Origin of the sequence: Thermocrispum sp. (assembly GCF_002919275.1) — a bacterium.
Classification (GTDB): Bacteria; Actinomycetota; Actinomycetes; order Mycobacteriales; family Pseudonocardiaceae; genus Thermocrispum; species Thermocrispum agreste.
This window is the reverse complement of the sequence record NZ_PKFA01000065.1, coordinates 99,513-116,390: the sequence shown is the minus strand read 5'-3', so window position 1 is coordinate 116,390 and position 16,878 is coordinate 99,513. Positions and strand designations below refer to the sequence as shown.

Annotated in this window: 15 protein-coding genes; 12 read left to right on the top strand and 3 right to left on the bottom strand. The window is 70.5% G+C overall.

What is annotated here, in order from left to right:
- The first annotated feature begins 1,346 nt into the window (after positions 1–1,346).
- The 8 genes from CXP56_RS17525 (at position 1,347) to CXP56_RS17490 (ending at position 9,363) form a co-directional block, all read left to right on the top strand.
- Positions 1,347–2,366, top strand: a complete 1,020-nt coding sequence (locus CXP56_RS17525) for a tetratricopeptide repeat protein (RefSeq protein ID WP_286902003.1) — start codon at positions 1,347–1,349, stop codon at positions 2,364–2,366.
- Positions 2,363–3,421 (top strand): HAD-IIA family hydrolase, encoded by a 1,059-nt coding sequence (locus CXP56_RS17520; RefSeq protein ID WP_051310070.1) that lies wholly within the window; start codon positions 2,363–2,365, stop codon positions 3,419–3,421. The genes CXP56_RS17525 and CXP56_RS17520 overlap by 4 nt, the downstream gene beginning before the upstream one ends.
- Positions 3,422–3,424: 3 nt before the next feature.
- Positions 3,425–3,604, top strand: a complete 180-nt coding sequence (locus tag CXP56_RS17515) for a hypothetical protein (RefSeq protein ID WP_028847286.1) — start codon at positions 3,425–3,427, stop codon at positions 3,602–3,604.
- Between the two features lie 7 nt (positions 3,605–3,611).
- Positions 3,612–4,445, top strand: a complete 834-nt coding sequence (locus tag CXP56_RS17510; protein ID WP_038044796.1) for a TlyA family RNA methyltransferase — start codon at positions 3,612–3,614, stop codon at positions 4,443–4,445.
- Positions 4,442–5,347: an NAD kinase gene (locus CXP56_RS17505; RefSeq protein WP_028847284.1), complete on the top strand. Its 906-nt coding sequence runs from the start codon at positions 4,442–4,444 to the stop codon at positions 5,345–5,347. The genes CXP56_RS17510 and CXP56_RS17505 overlap by 4 nt, the downstream gene beginning before the upstream one ends.
- Positions 5,348–5,399: 52 nt before the next feature.
- Positions 5,400–7,154: a DNA repair protein RecN gene (recN, locus tag CXP56_RS17500; RefSeq protein WP_028847283.1), complete on the top strand. Its 1,755-nt coding sequence runs from the start codon at positions 5,400–5,402 to the stop codon at positions 7,152–7,154.
- Positions 7,155–7,228: 74 nt separating this feature from the next.
- Positions 7,229–8,419, top strand: coding sequence for a putative cytokinetic ring protein SteA (gene steA, locus CXP56_RS17495; protein ID WP_028847282.1), 1,191 nt, complete (start codon positions 7,229–7,231; stop codon positions 8,417–8,419).
- Positions 8,416–9,363 (top strand): copper transporter, encoded by a 948-nt coding sequence (locus CXP56_RS17490; protein ID WP_286902000.1) that lies wholly within the window; start codon positions 8,416–8,418, stop codon positions 9,361–9,363. The genes steA and CXP56_RS17490 overlap by 4 nt, the downstream gene beginning before the upstream one ends.
- Positions 9,364–9,423: 60 nt before the next feature.
- Here the strand turns inward: CXP56_RS17490 and CXP56_RS17485 are convergent, their stop codons facing one another.
- Entirely contained in the window at positions 9,424–10,185 is a 762-nt protein-coding gene (locus CXP56_RS17485; protein ID WP_028847280.1) for a sugar isomerase domain-containing protein, read from the bottom strand.
- Complete coding sequence (locus tag CXP56_RS17480; RefSeq protein WP_286901999.1) at positions 10,182–11,069, bottom strand: MurR/RpiR family transcriptional regulator; 888 nt, start codon at positions 11,067–11,069, stop codon at positions 10,182–10,184. The genes CXP56_RS17485 and CXP56_RS17480 overlap by 4 nt, the downstream gene beginning before the upstream one ends.
- 101 nt (positions 11,070–11,170) lie before the next feature.
- Between CXP56_RS17480 and CXP56_RS17475 the strand changes: the two genes are divergently transcribed.
- Genes CXP56_RS17475 through CXP56_RS17460 form a run of 4 tightly spaced genes read left to right on the top strand, consistent with a single transcriptional unit; the run spans position 11,171 to position 15,403 of the window.
- Positions 11,171–12,106 carry an N-acetylglucosamine kinase gene (locus tag CXP56_RS17475; RefSeq protein WP_286901997.1) on the top strand — a complete coding sequence of 312 codons (936 nt, stop codon included), beginning with the start codon at positions 11,171–11,173 and terminating at the stop codon, positions 12,104–12,106.
- 58 nt (positions 12,107–12,164) lie between these two features.
- Positions 12,165–13,574 (top strand): N-acetylglucosamine/diacetylchitobiose ABC transporter substrate-binding protein, encoded by a 1,410-nt coding sequence (gene ngcE, locus CXP56_RS17470; RefSeq protein ID WP_038044852.1) that lies wholly within the window; start codon positions 12,165–12,167, stop codon positions 13,572–13,574.
- A 9-nt stretch (positions 13,575–13,583) separates the two neighbouring features.
- Positions 13,584–14,510, top strand: coding sequence for a carbohydrate ABC transporter permease (locus CXP56_RS17465; protein ID WP_028847277.1), 927 nt, complete (start codon positions 13,584–13,586; stop codon positions 14,508–14,510).
- Positions 14,507–15,403, top strand: coding sequence for a carbohydrate ABC transporter permease (locus tag CXP56_RS17460; protein WP_038044795.1), 897 nt, complete (start codon positions 14,507–14,509; stop codon positions 15,401–15,403). The genes CXP56_RS17465 and CXP56_RS17460 overlap by 4 nt, the downstream gene beginning before the upstream one ends.
- Before the next feature lie 159 nt (positions 15,404–15,562).
- On the opposite strand, the gene aroA is transcribed toward CXP56_RS17460, so the two are convergent.
- Positions 15,563–16,843, bottom strand: coding sequence for a 3-phosphoshikimate 1-carboxyvinyltransferase (aroA, locus tag CXP56_RS17455; protein WP_051310067.1), 1,281 nt, complete (start codon positions 16,841–16,843; stop codon positions 15,563–15,565).
- Positions 16,844–16,878 lie beyond the last annotated feature (35 nt).

The following is a 16,878-nucleotide window of genomic DNA, read 5'->3' as shown; positions in this document are numbered from 1 at the left end:
GTACTGCACCCGCCAGGGTGCGGGAGAGTAGGACACCGCCGGACACCCACACAACCACATCCTTCGGGATGCCAAAAAAAAGGGGGGGTCGGGAGTTCAGCTGAATCCCGACCCCCCCCTTTTTTTTCATGCCCCTTTTTTTTTTACGGGGGCTGCGGCCGCCCTTTTTTCTTGGGATTCCGCTCAGGCGAGGGCACACACCACACGAGCACACGCCACAAGAACACAACGGGTGGGGTGAACCCCCGGGCCGCAAGAGCACAGGCTACAAGTCGACCAACCGGCCGCCCGCGATGTCGACCTTGCACAGGCCGGGCGGCACAGCAACAAAGTATGGCCCCGCAGAGTGCGAGCCACAGACAGCACGGGTGCAGCAACAAGAGGCCGGCAGACCCGCCCACAGCACGGGTGCAGCACTAAGAGAGGGCCCTGCAGAGTGCGGGCTACAACGGCAAACCCCCAGGCCGCGACGCACAGCATCAGAAGGCCGCAGATCACAGGCCCGCAGGCTGCAAGGGCACAGCACCAAAACCCCCGTAGAGTGCCGGCGACAACGACAAGATGCTCAGGCCGCAAGGGCCGAGGCTACAGGTCGGCCGACCAGCGTGCCGCGACGCCGACCATGCACAACCCGCAAGGCTGCAACCGCAGAACTCCCCAGGCCGCAAGAGCACAGCGCCAAGAACCGATCAGGCCGCAAGGCACAGCAGCAGAAAGCCGCAGGCCACAAGCCAAGCGAGAACAACCCCCAGGCCGCCAGAACAGGCTACAAGAGCACAACCCGCCAGGGCACAGGCCGCAAGGAACGATAAAGCCCCCAGGTCACAAGGCGCACACTGCCAACTCGCAGCAACACCCCCCGCAGCAGCCACCACCCCCCAGGGGGCCCGGGCACCGAGCCGGTGCCGCTCCACCTCAGATACAGCCACCACACCACCCAGAGGCCCCGGACACCGCGCGGGTGCGGCTCGACCCCGGACGGCATCCACCACACACACCCAAGCGCCTCCCGCCAACACACCCCACCATCCACCAGTAAGGCCACACCCGCGAAACCTGCTGGACCCACCACCACGCTCCACATGCTGGAGGCTGCAGAGCACACGCCCACGAGCCACGGCGCGTACTACGGCGGTGCGGTCATCGGCCGGTGACCGTTCTCCTGCGGCGGTGTGACGTCCAGCGTCAGAGTGTCTTGATCGATCATGCTGGGAGTCGCGGCATTCTGGGACGCAGATCCGCGGATCGAGGACGGCAGCACGTGGCGGCGACTACTGCAGCGGTAGCCGGTTCGAGGCAGCGCGCCTGTGCGGGCTAGCCTGGAGCGAGTGACTACAGGAGGTCAGGTGTCCGATTCGGACGGGCGCGGAAGACCTGCCGGGGCGAAGGCGGCCGGCAGCTCGGGCAAACCGCGCGACACCAATCACGGTCAGCGTGGCGGGCGAAGCCCCGGGTCAGGCCACGATCGGCGTAACCGCGCAGGGCGTGGAGCCACCGGCCGTAGCGGCGGCTATCGCGAGGATTCGGCAGGCGGTCGCAGGTTCCCGAATGGTCAGCACAAGGGCAGGCGGCCGGCTCGTGGTGAGGCTTCCGCTCGCGATGGCTGGCGCAACGGTGGCGGACGAGAGGGTGCGGCCAGGCGCGGCCCCGGCAAGCAGACGAAGCAGGACCCGGATACTCGCCATGAGGCCGCGGCGAAGGTCGAAGCCCCGCCGCTGGATGACGACATCGAGTTCACCGAGCTGGACATCGACGTCCGCAAGGAACTGCGCAGCTTGCCCAAGCCGACGGCCGAGCTGGTCGGCAAACACCTGGTCGCCGCAGGCCGGTTGATCGACACCGATCCGGAGGCCGCGCTCGCGCACGCCCGCTACGTGAAGACCAAGGCGTCCCGGATACCGGTCGTCCGGGAAGCGGTCGGGCTCGCCGCCTATCACGCGGGTGAATGGGCGGAGGCGCTGTCCGAGCTACGCGCGGTGCGGCGCATGACCAACAGCAACCTGCACGTGGCCGTGCTGGCTGATCTGGAGCGCGCTCTCGGCCGGCCCGAACGGGCGCTCGATCTGGCCAGGGAGACCGACATGGCGCAACTGCCTCCCGAGGTCGCCGTGGAGCTGCGTATCGTGGCCGCGGGTGCCCGCCGCGATCTCGGCCAGCTCGAGGCGGCGGTGGTCGCCCTGCAAGGCCCGGACCTGGACCCGGACACGTGGGAACCGTGGAGCGCACGGCTGTTCTATGCCTACGCTGACAACTTGCTGGCCGCGGGCCGCAAGGACGAAGCCGTCACGTGGTTCATGCATGCGGCTGAAGCGGACATCGACGACGAGACCGACGCCGCGGAGCGAGTCACCGAGCTGACCCAATGACTTCACGACCCCAGCAAGCGGACAACACAGCGGACGCGGACACACCAGCGGGCGACACGCTGCTCTCCCGGCATGACGCCGTCCTGTTGGATCTCGACGGCACCGCATTCCGCGGCTCCCAGCCGATCGAGGGTGCGATCGAGACGGTCGAACGTTTCCGCAAGGAAGGTGTGGCGGTCCGGTTCGTCACCAACAATGCGTCGCGCGCACCCGAAGCGGTGGCGGAACACCTGCGGGGAATCGGCTTTCCCGCGGACGCCGACGAGGTGGAGACTTCCGCCCAATCCGGAGCAGCTCTGCTCGCCGACCTCGTTCCGTCCGGCTCGGTGGTCTTGGTCGTCGGGACGGAAGCCCTTGCCGACGAGGTGCGGCGGGTGGGGATGCGCGTCGTTCGCACGGTGGATCCGGATCCGCCCGCGGCGGTCATCCAGGGACATTCGCCCACCACGGCGTGGCGCGACCTGGCCGAAGCGTGCATGGCCATCCGGGAGGGTGCCACCTGGGTGGCGTGCAACCTCGACCCCACTTTGCCCACCGAACGGGGTGAACTCCCCGGCAACGGGTCGATGGTGGCCGCGTTGCGGACGGCGACCAGGCGTCAGCCGCGGGTCGCCGGGAAGCCGGCGCCCGGCCAGTTCCAGCGCGCCGCAGCGACCGCAGGCGCCAGCCGCCCGCTGGTGATCGGTGACCGCCTGGACACCGACATCGCCGGCGCGAACGCGGCGGGCTACGACTCCCTGCTCGTGCTCAGCGGTGTCACTGCCGCCCACGAGGTGCTGGCCGCCCCGGAGGACCAGCGACCCGGCTACATCGGCGAAACGATGGCGGCCGTGCTCGAACCGTCCGCGACCCTGGCGGTCGGCCCCCAGGACGGCTGGCGGATCGCCGTCACGGCCGATGCCTTGGAAGTGTCCGGGGAAGGTTCCCCGGTGACGTTGCTGCGCGCGCTGTGCCAGCCGGCGTGGGAGTCCGGTGTCACCGCGGTACGGGTCCGCGGAGAAGGCGCCGCGCGGGCGGCACGATCGCTGGGCCTGCCCGGCATCGATTACCGTTGACCCATGAACGACCAACCGAAGCCCGGCCTTGCGCGGCTGGAGACCGACCCCAAGGCGGGCGTGGCCGAGGCGGTGGCCGGTCTGGACGAGCTCGACCAGCTGCCGCTGAGCGAGCATGTGGAGCGGTTCGACGCGGTCCACACCGAGCTCACGGTGGCGCTGTCGTCGATCGACAAGGTCTGAATCAGCGGTGACGGCGAAGGCACGCAAAGCCCGGCTGGACGCCGAGCTGGTGCGCCGCGGGTTGGCCCGGTCGCGCGAACACGCCGTGAGCCTGATCAACGCGGGACGGGTGAGCGTGCGCGGCATGGCCGCGCGCAAACCGGCCATGGGCGTGGACCGCGACACGTCTATCGTCGTGAAGAACGACGACGACCCCGGCTGGGCGTCGCGAGGTGCGTACAAGCTGCTCGGCGCGCTCGACGCGTTCGGTGTGGACGTGGCCGGAAAGCGTTGCCTGGACGCGGGGGCGTCCACCGGCGGTTTCACCGACGTGCTGCTGCGCAGGGGAGCGAAGAGCGTGGTGGCGGTCGACGTCGGTCGTGGCCTGCTCGACTGGCGGTTGCAAACCGACGAGCGGGTCACCGTGCTGGACAAGACCAACGCCAGGTCGCTGACCGCGGACCTCGTCGGCGGCGAAGTCGACCTGGTGGTCGCGGACCTGTCGTTCATCTCGCTCCGGTTGGTGCTGCCCGCGCTCATGGCATGCACCCGGGTGGGCGGTGACCTGCTGCCGATGGTGAAACCGCAGTTCGAGGTGGGCAAGGACAAGGTCGGCAGCGGTGGAGTGGTGCGTGATCGCGGGCTACGCGCCGAGGCCGTGCTCGGCGTGCTCACCGTGGCGGCCGACCTGGGACTGATCACGCAGGGGGTGGTGGCCAGCCCGTTGCCGGGGCCGGCAGGCAACGTCGAGTACTTCGCGTGGCTACGGCACGCAGGCGACAAGATCGCGGCCGACGACCAGGACGAGCGCGCCAGGATGGCGGACCTGGTGCGCTCCGCCGTCGAGAAGGGGCCGGCATGAGCCGTGAAGTCCTCCTGGTGGTGCACTCCGACCGGAAGCAGACGCTGGACGCGGCGCGCGAGGTCGGGGAGCGGTTCACCGCCGCCGGGTTCGCCGTGCGGTTGCTCGGCACCGCGCCCGACGACGCGATCGCCGTCGCAGGTGCGACGTTTCCGTGCACCGTGGTGCGGGCCGACGAGAACCCGGCCGACGGTGTCGAGCTGGTGTTCGTCCTCGGCGGGGACGGCACTCTGCTGCGTGCGGCGGAGGTGGCCAGGCCCGCCCGCGTGCCGGTGCTCGGAGTGAACCTCGGACGGATGGGTTTTCTGACCGAGGCGGACTCCGATGCACTCGGCGAGACGGTCTGGCGCGCCGTCGAAGGCTCCTACCGGGTGGAAGAGCGGATGACGCTCGACGTCACTGTGCGGCACGGCGACACCGTGCTGGCCAGCACCTGGGCGCTGAACGAGGCGAGCGTGGAAAAGGGTTCGCGGGAACGCGTGCTGGACGTGCTGATCACCATCGACGGCCATCCCGTGTCGGCGTTCGGATGCGACGGCGTGCTGGTGGCGACGCCGACCGGATCGACGGCGTATGCGTTCTCCGCGGGCGGGCCGATCATCTGGCCGGACGTGCAGGCCATGTGCGTGGTGCCGAGCAACGCGCACGCGATGTTCTCCCGGCCGATGGTGGTCTCGCCGTCGTCGGAGATCGCCATCGAGCTGGACCCGAACGGCACCAACGGTGTGCTCAACTGCGACGGGCAGCGGTACGTGGAAGTCCCCGTCGGGGCCAGGGTGCAGGTCGGCAGCGGCGCCATCCCGGTGAAGCTGGCCCGGTTGTGGGACGGCCCGTTCACCGACCGGCTGGTGCACAAGTTCGCTCTTCCGGTGAAGAGCTGGCGGGAGCGGCACACCACGTGATGCCGGGCGTGGAGCACCCGGAAGTGTCGGTGCAGCCGTTACGGTAGAGCCCGTGCTGTCCGAGATGCGGATCCAGGGCGTCGGAGTCATCGACGACGCGCTGCTCGAACTGCACCCCGGGTTCACGGTGGTGACCGGTGAGACCGGTGCGGGCAAGACCATGGTGGTCACCGGCCTGCACCTGCTGTCCGGCGGCAGGGCGGACGCCTCGCGGGTGCGGGCAGGGGCGCAGAAGGCCGTCGTGGAAGGCCGGTTCGACCTGACCACGGTGCCGCAAGCCGCGGCGATCGCGGAGGAAGCCGGTGCCGAGACCGACGACGACGGCAGCCTCATCGCGGTCCGGTCGGTCAGCAAGGACGGCCGGTCGCGGGCCCACCTCGGCGGCCGCTCGGTGCCCGCGGGTGCGCTCGCCCAGCTCGCCGAGCACCTCATCGCGGTGCACGGCCAGAACGACCAGCTGCGGCTGCTGCGGCCCGCGGAGCAGCTGGCGGTGCTGGACCGCTACGCGGGCGAGTCCGTGGCCGAGCCGCTGGCCGCTTACCAGCGGGTGCGGGCAGAATGGCAGGCGGTCGTCGCCGAGCTGGCCGAGCGCACCACGAAGTCCCGCGAGCTGGCCCAGCAGGCGGACATGCTGCGGCACGCGCTGACCGAGATCGGCGCGGTCGATCCGCAGCCGGGGGAGGACGCGCAGATCGCCGCCGAGGTCAAACGGCTGGCGGAGGCCGACGAGCTGCGGTCCGCTGCCCACGGCGCGCAGCGGGCTCTCAGCGGCGCCGAGGACGGCGATCCGGACCAGCCGGGGGCGCTCGGACTGATCGGCGAGGCCAAGCGCCGGCTGGAGGCGACCGGCGACCCGGCGCTGACCGAGCTGGCGAGCAGGTTGGACCAGGCCCTGGTCGTGCTCACCGACGTCGGCGGCGAGCTCGGTGCGTATCTGGACGACCTCGACGCCGACCCCCAGCGGCTGGAGGGCCTGCTGGCCCGGCAGGCGGAGCTGAAGAAGCTGATCCGCAAATACGCCGCCGACGTCGACGGAGTGCTCGCCTGGGCGGAGGAAGCCCGGCGGAAACTGGCGTCGCTGGACACCTCCGACGAAGCGCTGGCCGAGCTGGCGGCCCGGCGCGACGAGCTGGCGCACGAGCTGGCCGGCCACGCCGCCAGGCTCACCAAGGCGCGGTGCGCGGCGGCCGAGGAGATGGGCGCGGCCATCACCGCGGAGCTGGCCGGTTTGGCGATGGGCCAGGCCGAGGTGCAGATCAGCGTGCGCCGGCGCACCGCCACCGCGGACGATCCGGCGGCGCTCGAGGTGGACGGCGTGCTCTGTCACGCCGCCGAGCACGGCACCGACGACGTGGAGCTGCTGCTCAAACCGCACGAAGGCGCTCCGCCGCTGCCGGTGCACAAGGGCGCGTCCGGCGGGGAGCTGTCCCGGGTGATGCTGGCCATCGAGGTGGTGGTGGCGAAGGCCGACCCGGTGCCGACGATGGTGTTCGACGAGGTCGACGCCGGGGTCGGCGGGCGTGCGGCGGTGGAGATCGGCCGCCGCCTGGCCCGGCTGGCGCGAACCCATCAGGTGCTGGTCGTGACGCATCTGCCCCAGGTGGCGGCGTACGCGGACCGCCACCTGGCGGTGCGCAAAGGGACGTCCGGCGGCGTGACAGCCAGCGACGTCCGGACCCTGTCGGACTCGGAGCGCGTCGCCGAGCTGGCGCGCATGCTGGCGGGCATGGACGACACCGAGACGGGCCTGGCGCACGCGGAAGAGCTGCTCGAAGTGGCCGCGGAGGACAAGGCGAAACTCACCTGATCGGGGGATACCGCGGGTTGGGTGTCCCGGCGTGGCGGACCGGCGAACGCCGCCTCATGAGTCACTATCGACCCATGAAACTCAACGGCCTCCTCTCCTCGTCTCGCGGGAAAGAGGCGCTGCCCGGTGTGTCCGGCGTCGCGCGGGTGGACCGCAACACGCAGCGGCTGCTCCGGCGCGTCGGACCGGGCGACATCGCGGTGCTGGACGAAGTCGACCTGGACCGGGTCACCGCAGAAGCCCTGGTGCGAGCGGAGGTGGCAGGCGTGGTCAACGCCTCACCGTCGATCTCCGGCCGGTTCCCCAACCTGGGGCCGGAGATCCTGGTCGGGGCGGGCGTCCCGCTGATCGACGGGGTGGGTGTCGAGCTGCTGCGCACGGTCAAGGACGGCAGCAAGATCCGGTTGCTGGACGGCGTGATCTTCGCCGGGGAGAAGGAGCTGGGGCGCGGCGTGGCGCAGACGCCGGACTCGGTGGCCGATCAGATGATCGAGGCCAAGGCCGGGATGATCGCGCAGCTGGAGGCGTTCTCGGCCAACACGATCGAGTTCCTGCGTGCGGAGCGGACGCTGATCCTCGACGGGGTGGGCGTGCCGGACGTGCGGGTACTGGTCAAAGGCAGGCACGCGCTGGTCGTCGCACCGGGCCCGGGCCATGCGCAGGACGTGAAACGGCTGAAGAAGTACATCGCCGAGCACAACCCGGTGGTGATCGGGGTCGGCGCGGCGGCGGACACGCTGCGGTCCCAAGGGGTGCGCGCGGACATCGTGCTGGGTGATCCCAGTGGCATCGAGGAGGAGACGCTGCGGCACGCCAGGGAGGTCGTGGTGCCTGCCCAGCCGGACGGCCACGCACCCGGCCTGCAGCGGATCCAGGACCTGGGCATCCAGGCGGTCAGGTTCCCCTCGTCCGGCAACCCGGAGGACCTGGCCCTGCTGCTCGCCGACACGCACGGCGCGAGCCTGGTCGTCACGGTGGGTTTCCAGGCCACGCTGGCCGAGTTTCTCGACCACGGCCGAGCCGGATCCAATCCGTCCACGTTCGTCACCCGCCTCAAGCTCGGGTCGAAGATCGTCGACGGCAGGGCGGTGGCCGAACTGCACCGCAACCGGGTGTCGATCGGTGCGGTGCTGCTGCTGGTCGGCGCCGCGCTGCTGGTGGTGATCGCCGCGTTGCTGGTGTCCGACGTCGGTGACGTCTACCTCGACTGGATGCAGCGGCAGTGGTCGTCGTTCGTCACTTGGCTCGAGGGGTTGTTCGCGTGATCTCATTGCGCTACCACATCGTCTCCATCGCGGCGGTCTTCCTCGCCCTGGCCGTCGGGGTCGTGCTGGGCAGCACGGCGCTGGGCGGCAGCCTGCTGTCGGCGCTGACCGAGGACAGGGACGAGCTGGCCAAGCGGGCCAGCTCGCTGGAGGCCGAGCGGAACGAGCTGCAGGCCCGCCTGGACGATCAGGACGCGTTCTCCGCGTCGGTCGGCCCGAAGATCGTCGCGGGGAGCCTGGACAAGCGCACGGTGCTGCTGGTGACCAACTACGACGCCCGCCCGGCGGACCGGGACGCGTTGCGCAAGCTGATCACCGCCGCGGGCGGCAAGGTCACCGGGGAGGTGCAGCTGACCGAGGCGTTCGCCGACCCGGGGCAGGCGGACCAGCTGGCGGAGCTCGCGACCCGTCTGCAGCCCGCCGGGGCGAAGTTCCCGACCGCCGGAGGCCCGGGCACGCTGGCGGGTGCCCTGCTCGGCCACACCCTGCTGCTGGACGCCAAGACGGCCCAGCCGCAGTCGACGGCGGCGGAGCGCGACGCCGCGTTGGCCGGGCTCGCCGACGGCGGCTTCATCAAGGAGCCGGGTGACGTGCAGGCCGCACAGCTGGCGGTCGTGCTGGTCGGCGGCGAGCTGACCGGCGACGGCGTCGGCGACCGCACCGCGACGATCAGCCGGTTCGCCACCGAGCTGGACAAGGCGAGCGCCGGCGTGGTGCTGGCCGGAACGCCCGCGGCGGCGAAGTCCACCGGGCCGATCGGCTACACCCGGTCGGACACGGCATCCACCGAGGTGCTGTCCACGGTCGACAACGTCGACACCGCAGCAGGCCGCGTGGTGACCGTGCTGGCGCTGCGCGAGCAGTTGGAAGGCGACGCCGGGCAATACGGTATCGCGGGCAACGCGCAGGGGCCGGCACCCGGCGTGGCGGGCAAAGGCGACTGACGCCGCAGCGCCGGCGGAGGCACGCCGGGGCACTGCGGCCCGGGTCCGCGTCGGCGGGTCTCAGCCGGCGAGGCGGCGGATGCGGCCCTCGTACCGCTTCTCGATCTCCCGGTTCCGCTCGAATCCGCCGGGCACGTTCGACGAGACGTACACCGGCGGCTCGACCCCGGCGTCCACCAGCTTGCGGATCGCCTCGGCGACCATCATCTGCACCAGCAGCCCGGCGCTGAGCGACGAGAAACCGCACGCCGTGCCGCCGTTGGGCAGCGGCAGCACCGCGTCGCCGTAAGGGGCGCCGTTGTCCAGCACCACGTCGGCGAAATCGGCCAGCCGCTTGCCCTCCGGGTCACTGGGTGTCACCCGCATGGTGTGCTGCATCGACGTGATGGCGATCAGCGGGTGGCCCTTCTCGGTGACCAAGCGGGCCATCTCGGAGACGACCGCGTTGACGCCGGAGTTGGAGGCGATGACGAACACGTCGCCGGGTCGCGCGCCGGCGAGCTGGTACAACCGCTCCGCCAGGCCGGGCTGCCGTTCCAGCAGCTGATCGGCCAGCACATCGGGCTGGTCGCCGCCCACTACGACCAGATCGGTGAGCCGGATGCGGTTGGTGGGGATCAGCCCGCCGGCGCGCCCCGCGATCTCCAGCGCGACGGCTTGTGAGTGTCCGGTGCCGAAGGCCTGCACGATGCCGTCCGAACGCACCGCGTTCGCGATCAGCTCGGCGGCCGCGTCGACCGCGTCGGCGGCCTTCTCGGCCACTTCGGCCATGGCCGACAAGGCGTAGGAGGCGAATCCCGCGGCGGACAGTTCCGGTGTCATGAGCGCTCCCGGTAGGCGTGGGCGCGGGTGATTCCCGCGGTGCGGTTGAGGGCATTGCTGGCGCGGTCGCCGGACAGCTGGGCGACCCGGATGTACAGCAGGTCGACGACCACGAGCTGGGAGTGCCGGGCGGCCAGTCCGCCGTGCCGGAAGCTGGTCTCCAGCGCCGCCGTGGTGAGCACGTGATCGGCCAGCTTGGCCAGCGGGGAACGGGCACGGTTGGTGATGGCGATCGTGGTGGCACCCTGGTCGCGGGCGATCGCCATCGGCTCGACCGTCTCCCTGGTGGAGCCGGTGTGCGAGACGCCGACCGCGACGTCGTCGGATCCGAGCAGGTAGGCGGACGTCTCGGCGAGGTGGTTCTCGGTCCACACCCACACCGGGCAGCCGATCCGGTGCAACCGCATCTGCAGCTCGGTGGCGCTGGTGCCGCTCCCGCCGGTGCCGATCACGTCCACCCGGCGGGCCCGCGTGATGGCTTTCGCTGCCTCGTCCACCGCCTTCAAATCCAGCTGGGCGGCGGTCTGCTGAATGGCTTGCAGGTCGGCGTTGACCACCACTGCGGCGACCCGTTCCATGTCGTCGTTCGGTTCGATGCCCACCCCGACGTTCAGTGCCGGGTTGACCGTGGCCCGGCCCAGTTCCTCGGCGATGGCCAGCTTCAGTTCCCGGTACGACTCCAGGCCGATGGCCCGGCAGAACCGGGTGATGGTGGCCGGGGACGTGCCGGACGCCTGAGCCAGGTCGCCGATCGAGGCGTGCATGGTGCCGGGCAGATCCGCCAGGATGTACTGCGCGACGTCCCGCAGGGCGCCGCCGAGGCTGGGCTCGGCCGCGCGGATGCGAGCGGACAGGGCCGCGGGCATCGCCTGCTCGATCGTCACTGAAATTCCCTATCGAACGACAAACGGTTCGCTGAAATGATTTACTACCACGCCGCGGTCGGTCAAGCGCGGTCGGCCGGGCGGGCTCGACGGAGGTGGCGATGGCTGTCGTGATCGGGGTGGACGCAGGCGGGACCGGGATGCGTGCGGTGGCCGTCGACCACGGTAGCGAGGGAGAAGCCGTCCTGGGCAGTGCGGACGGGCCTGCGGGCAACGCGCTGTCCGTACCGCCTGACCAACTCCAAGCGCGCCTCACCGCGTGTGTTGCCGCATGCCTGGAGTCAGCCGGGGCTCGCCCGGAGGAGGTCGGCGCGGTGGTCGCGGGCCTTGCCGGGGTCCGTGCGGCGCCGCACGCCGCGGACACCGTCCGCGCCGCGGTCGCCGCCGCCGGGATGGCATGCCCGGTGGGTGTCTGCTCCGATGTCGAGGTGGCGTTCGCCGGCGGCAGCGCGGAGCCCGACGGCGTGGTGCTGATCGCGGGCACGGGCGCGTCCGCTGCCAGGATTCGTGGCTTCACCACGGTGGCGACGGCCGACGGCGCCGGCTGGTTGCTGGGCGACGACGGCAGTGGCTTCTGGATCGCCCGGCAGGCCTTGCACGCCGTGCTGGCCTCGCTCGACGGCCGCGGGCCACGTACCGAGCTCGCCGGCGCGCTGTGTGCCGAGCTGGGAACGAGACCGGTCACCTGCGATGTCGTCGCCGCGGCCATGGCGGTGCCGCCACCGGCACTGGCACGGCTGGCACCCCGTGTGCTGCGGGTGGCCGAGGCGGGAGACGAGGTGGCGCACGACATCGTGCAAGGCGCCGTGCAGCACCTCGCGGCGACCGCGACGGCACTGGGTCCCCGGCCGGACCAGCCGTTGGTCCTGGCCGGCGGACTGATCGGGGCAGGCGGCCCCCTGCAGTCGCGCGTGACGGCAGCGTTGAGCCCTTCCGGGCGGCCCGTGGTGGTCGCGGTGGACACCCGGCAAGGGGCGGCCGTCGGCGCGGCCAGGCTTGCCGCGATGGCTCTTGCTGAAAACAAATTTTGCCACTAGCGTCCTTGCTCGATCACAAGTATCGTCCCTGCCCATCCATCGGATGAGGGAGGCCGACATGGTCGACGTGGACAGGCGGGTCTTTCTGCGCCAGGCTCTTGCGGCCGGGGCGCTGTTCCTGCCGGTGTCGGGGATGATGGCGAGCTGCGCCACCGCCGGGAGCGGCGGCAACGAGCAGGCCAAGGGGGAGGTTTCGGCGAAGAACCCGCTGGGCGTCGATTCGTCGGCCCCGCTCGAGGTGATCACCTTCGCCGGCGGCTTGAAGACCACGTTCCCCGAGGTGCAGGCGGCGTACAAGAAGGCGCACAGCGGGGCGAAGGTGACCGTCAAGGGCATGGTCAACATCAACTCGCTGCAGCCCCGGTTCGCCAGCGACGATCCGCCCGACCTGATCGACGACTCCGGCGCCCAGAAGATCCCGCTGGGCACGCTGGTCGGCGGCAAGCAGCTGGCCGACCTCCAGCCGCTGCTGGACGCGCCGTCGGTGGACGACCCGAACGTCAAGGTCCGCGACACGCTGGTCGACGGCACCGTCGACGTCGGCAGCTACAACGGCACCTTCCACGCGCTGAACTACGTCCTGTTCGTCTACGGCATGTGGTACTCGCGGTCGCTGTTCGACAAGCACAACTGGGAGATGCCCAAGCAGTGGGACGACTTCCTGGACCTGTGCGCGGAGATGAAGTCGGCCGGCCTGGCCCCGGTCGGCTACGCGGGCCAGAACGCCGCCCAGTACGTCACCACCACGCTGCTGACCATGGCGGCCAAGCGGGGTGGCCCGGACGTGCTGGTCAAGATCGACAACCTGGAACCGGGCGCGTGGGAGCAGCCCGCGGTCGGTGACGCGGCGGCGGCCATCGAACAGCTGGCGGCCAAGGGCTACCTGCTGCCCGGTGCGGCCGCGCTGGAACACACCGAGGCGCAGACCGAATGGGTCAAGGGCAAGGTCGGCGTCTACCCGAACGCCTCGTGGGTGGAGAACGAGATGAAGTCGGTGACCCCCAAGGGGTTCGACATGGTGATGTCGCCGGTGCCGAGCTTGGGCAGCGACGACGCGATGCCCACCGAGGCGCTGTACGCCAGCCCGGGCGAGTCGTTCATCGTGCCGAGCAAAGCGGACAACGTCCGCGGCGGGATGGAGTTCCTGCGCTACATGCTGGCCAAGGACAACGCGATGGCGTTCACCGAGCTGACCGGGTCGCTGACCGTGGTGAAGGCGGCCAACGAGGCGGTCGAGCCGAAGACCACCGGCCTGGAGTCGACGCAGGCGGCGCTGCAGGCGGCCGGCGAGAACACCGTCACCTACATCCACAACCTGTGGTACGGGGACATGCACAAGGCCTGCACCCAGGCGATGGCCGACCTGCTGGCCGGACGCAAGAGCGCCGAGGAGTACGTCAAGGCGTGCCAGCAGGCCGCGGACAAGACGGCCGCGGACGATTCGATCGAGAAGTACGAGCGGAAGTAAACATCGCCAGTGCGCCACGGGAAGTACCGGTTCATCGTCTCGTTCCTGGCGGTGCCGCTGGGGCTGTACGTGCTGTTCGTCGTCTCGCCGAACGTGCAGGCGCTGATCTACAGCTTCACCGACTGGAGCGGGTACAGCGACGAGATCAACTTCGTCGGGCTGGACAACTACGCCCGGCTGCTCGCCGACGAGACGTTCTGGATCGCGTTGCGCAACAACGCGGTGCTGCTGGTGGTGCTGCCAGTGGTGACCATCGCGCTCGGGCTGCTGTTCGCGTACCTGATCAACGTGGGCGGCGCCCGGCGCGGCGTGGTGGCCACCGGCCTGCGCGGGTCGAAGTTCTACAGCGCGGTGTTCTTCTTTCCGTACCTGCTGTCGGTGGCCATCATCGCCATCCTGTGGCGCCAGGCCTACAGCCCGCGCGGCGGCCCGGTGCCGAAGACCATGGCCGCGGTGGGCGTGGACCCGCCCACCGACGGGCTGCTCGGCTCGCCGGAGACGGCGCTGTGGGCGGTCATCGGCGTGGCGGTGTGGCACGCGGTCGGCTTCTACGTCGTGCTGTTCACCGCGGGGCTGGCCGCCATTCCCCGGGACGTGTTCGAGGCGGCCGCGCTGGACGGGGCGAACCGGTTCACCGTGTTCTTTCGCATCACGCTGCCGCTGTTGTGGGACAACGTTCAGGTCGCGTTCGTCTACCTGGGCATCATCGCGCTGGACTTCTTCGCCATCGTCAACATCATGACCCCGCATCCGGAGGCGATCTCCAACTCCACCGAGGTCGTGGCGCACTACCTGTACACGCGAGCGTTCAGCGGTGACATCAACCCGCAGTACGGCTACGCGTCGGCGATCGGCGTGGCGCTGTTCTTCCTGACCTTGACGCTGGCGGCGGTGATGTTCCGGGTGACCCGCCGGGAGCAGGTGGAACTGGGATGACGCAAACCGTAGCGCCGCCGCGCACCGAACCGGCCGCACTGCCGCCGAAGCAGGCGCCGCGCCGCGCCTGGCGGCCGACCGACGCGTTCTTCCACGTGGTGCTGGCCGGGTGGGCGATCGTGTCGGTGATGCCGCTGCTGTGGGCGGTGGTGACCGCGTTCAAGCCGAACGACGAGGTCTTCGGCGCGCCGTTCGCCCTGCCCAGCGAGTGGCGGGTGGACAACTTCGGCCGCGCATGGGGCGGGGCGTCCATCGGGCAGTTCTTCGTCAACACGGTCATCGTGGTCTCCGGCGCGCTGCTGTTGACCATGCTGCTGTCCACGATGGCCGCCTACGTGCTGGCCCGCTACGAGTTCCGCGGCAACCGGTTCCTGTTCTACCTGTTCGCCAGCGGGCTGATGTTCCCGGTCTTCCTGGCCGTCGTGCCGCTGTTCTTCGTGGTGCGCAACCTCGGGCTGCTGCACACGCACCTCGGCCTGATCCTCGTCTACACCGCCTACGCGCTGCCGTTCTCGGTGTTCTTCCTGACCGCGTTCTTCCGCACCCTGCCCAACGCGGTGGCGGAAGCGGCGCTGATCGACGGGTGCTCGCACGCCGGCGTGTTCTTCCGGGTGATGCTGCCGATGGCCCGTCCCGGCATCGTCAGCGTCGCGCTGTTCAACTTCCTGAGCATGTGGAACCAGTACCTGCTGCCGCTGGTGCTGAACCAGAACAACGAGTCCACCGCGGTGCTCACCGAAGGCCTGGCGATGCTGCAGGCGCAGCAGGGCTACGACGCGGACTGGAGCGCACTGTTCGCCGGCATGGTGATCAGCATGCTGCCGGTGCTGGTCGTCTACCTGATCTTCCAGCGCAAGATCCGGGAAGGGTTCGTGGCAGGCGCGCTGAAGTGAGACGCGGGGGTGGACACCTCCTGGGTGCAGCGCACCGACGGCCCCGGCGGTGCCGCCTGCATCGCGGCGGATCGGAAGGGTGAGAACACGATCGTCGTGTCGCCGGGGGCCAACGCCCGGGCGGACACCGCAATGGCGGACGCGCGTCGCGCCGGGACCTCACGAGAGCCCGGTCGCGATCATCGCGCTCCACGTCTCGACGAATCCGGGGAACGTCTTGCCGACCGTTGCGGGGTTTTCCACCTGCACGCCCGGCACCCGCAGCCCGACGACCGCCGCAGCCATCACCAGCCGGTGATCCTCGTAGGTGTGGAAGCGGCCGCCGTGCAGCTTGCCCGGTGTGATGCGCAGGCCGTCCTCGGTTTCGTCGACCGACGCTCCGAGCCCGCTCAGCTCGGTGGCCAGCGCCGCGAGCCGGTCGGTCTCGTGGCCACGCAGGTGCGCTACGCCGGAGATGGTCGACGGGCTGTCGGCGAAGCACAGCAACGCGGCCAGCACGGGCGTGAGTTCGCCGACCTCGTGCAGGTCGAGGTCGGCGCCGCCGAAGCCGTCCGGGCCGGTGATGGTCAGCCCGTCCACGTCGAGGGTCACGGTGGCGCCGAGGTCGCTCAGCAGGTGCCGCAGGTAGTCGCCGGGCTGGGTGGTGGTGGCCGGCCAGTCGGGGATCCGCACGGTGCCGCCGGTGAGCATGGCGGCGGCGAGGAACGGCGCCGCCGTGGACAGGTCCGGTTCGACGGTGTACTCCGGGCAGTTCAGCGGACCTGGCGGCACGTGGAAGCGCACGCCGTCGCGCTCCGGCCGCGCGCCGAAGGTCCGCAGCAGGTCGAGCGTCATGGCGATGTGCGGCTCGCTGGGCGGAGTGCCGCCGACCAGCTGGACCGTCACGCCCTCGTCGAACGCCGCCCCGCTGAGCAGGAGCGCGGACAGGAACTGGCTCGAGGCCGACGAGTCGAGCTCGACGTACCCGCCGCGCAGGCCGCCGCCACCACGCACGGTGAACGGCAGCCCGTCACCGTCGACGCTGGCGCCCAGTTCGCGCAACGCCGCCAGCAGGGGAGCGATGGGACGCCGGTACAGGGCCTGGTCGCCGTCGAAGCGCACTTCCTGCGTGCCGAGTGCGGCCACCGGCGGCACGAAACGCGCGACCGTGCCCGCATTGCCCAGCTGGACGGTCACCTGCGGCTCGGCATCACCCCTCGGGTGCACCAGCACACCGTCGTCGACCGGTTCCGAGCGCGCGCCGAGCGCCGACAGTGCGCCCAGCATCAGCCGGGCGTCCCGGGAATCCAGCGGATGACGCACCCGCGTCCCGCTGTCGGTGAGCGCTGCCAGCAGATACGCCCGGTTGGTGATCGACTTCGACCCCGGGACGCGCACGGTGGCGTGCAGGGGCGGATCCGACGGTGTCACAGTGGGAACGGCCCAGTCGGGGCTGCGCATGCGCGGAAGACCTCCGATGACGATGCGGGTGTCGC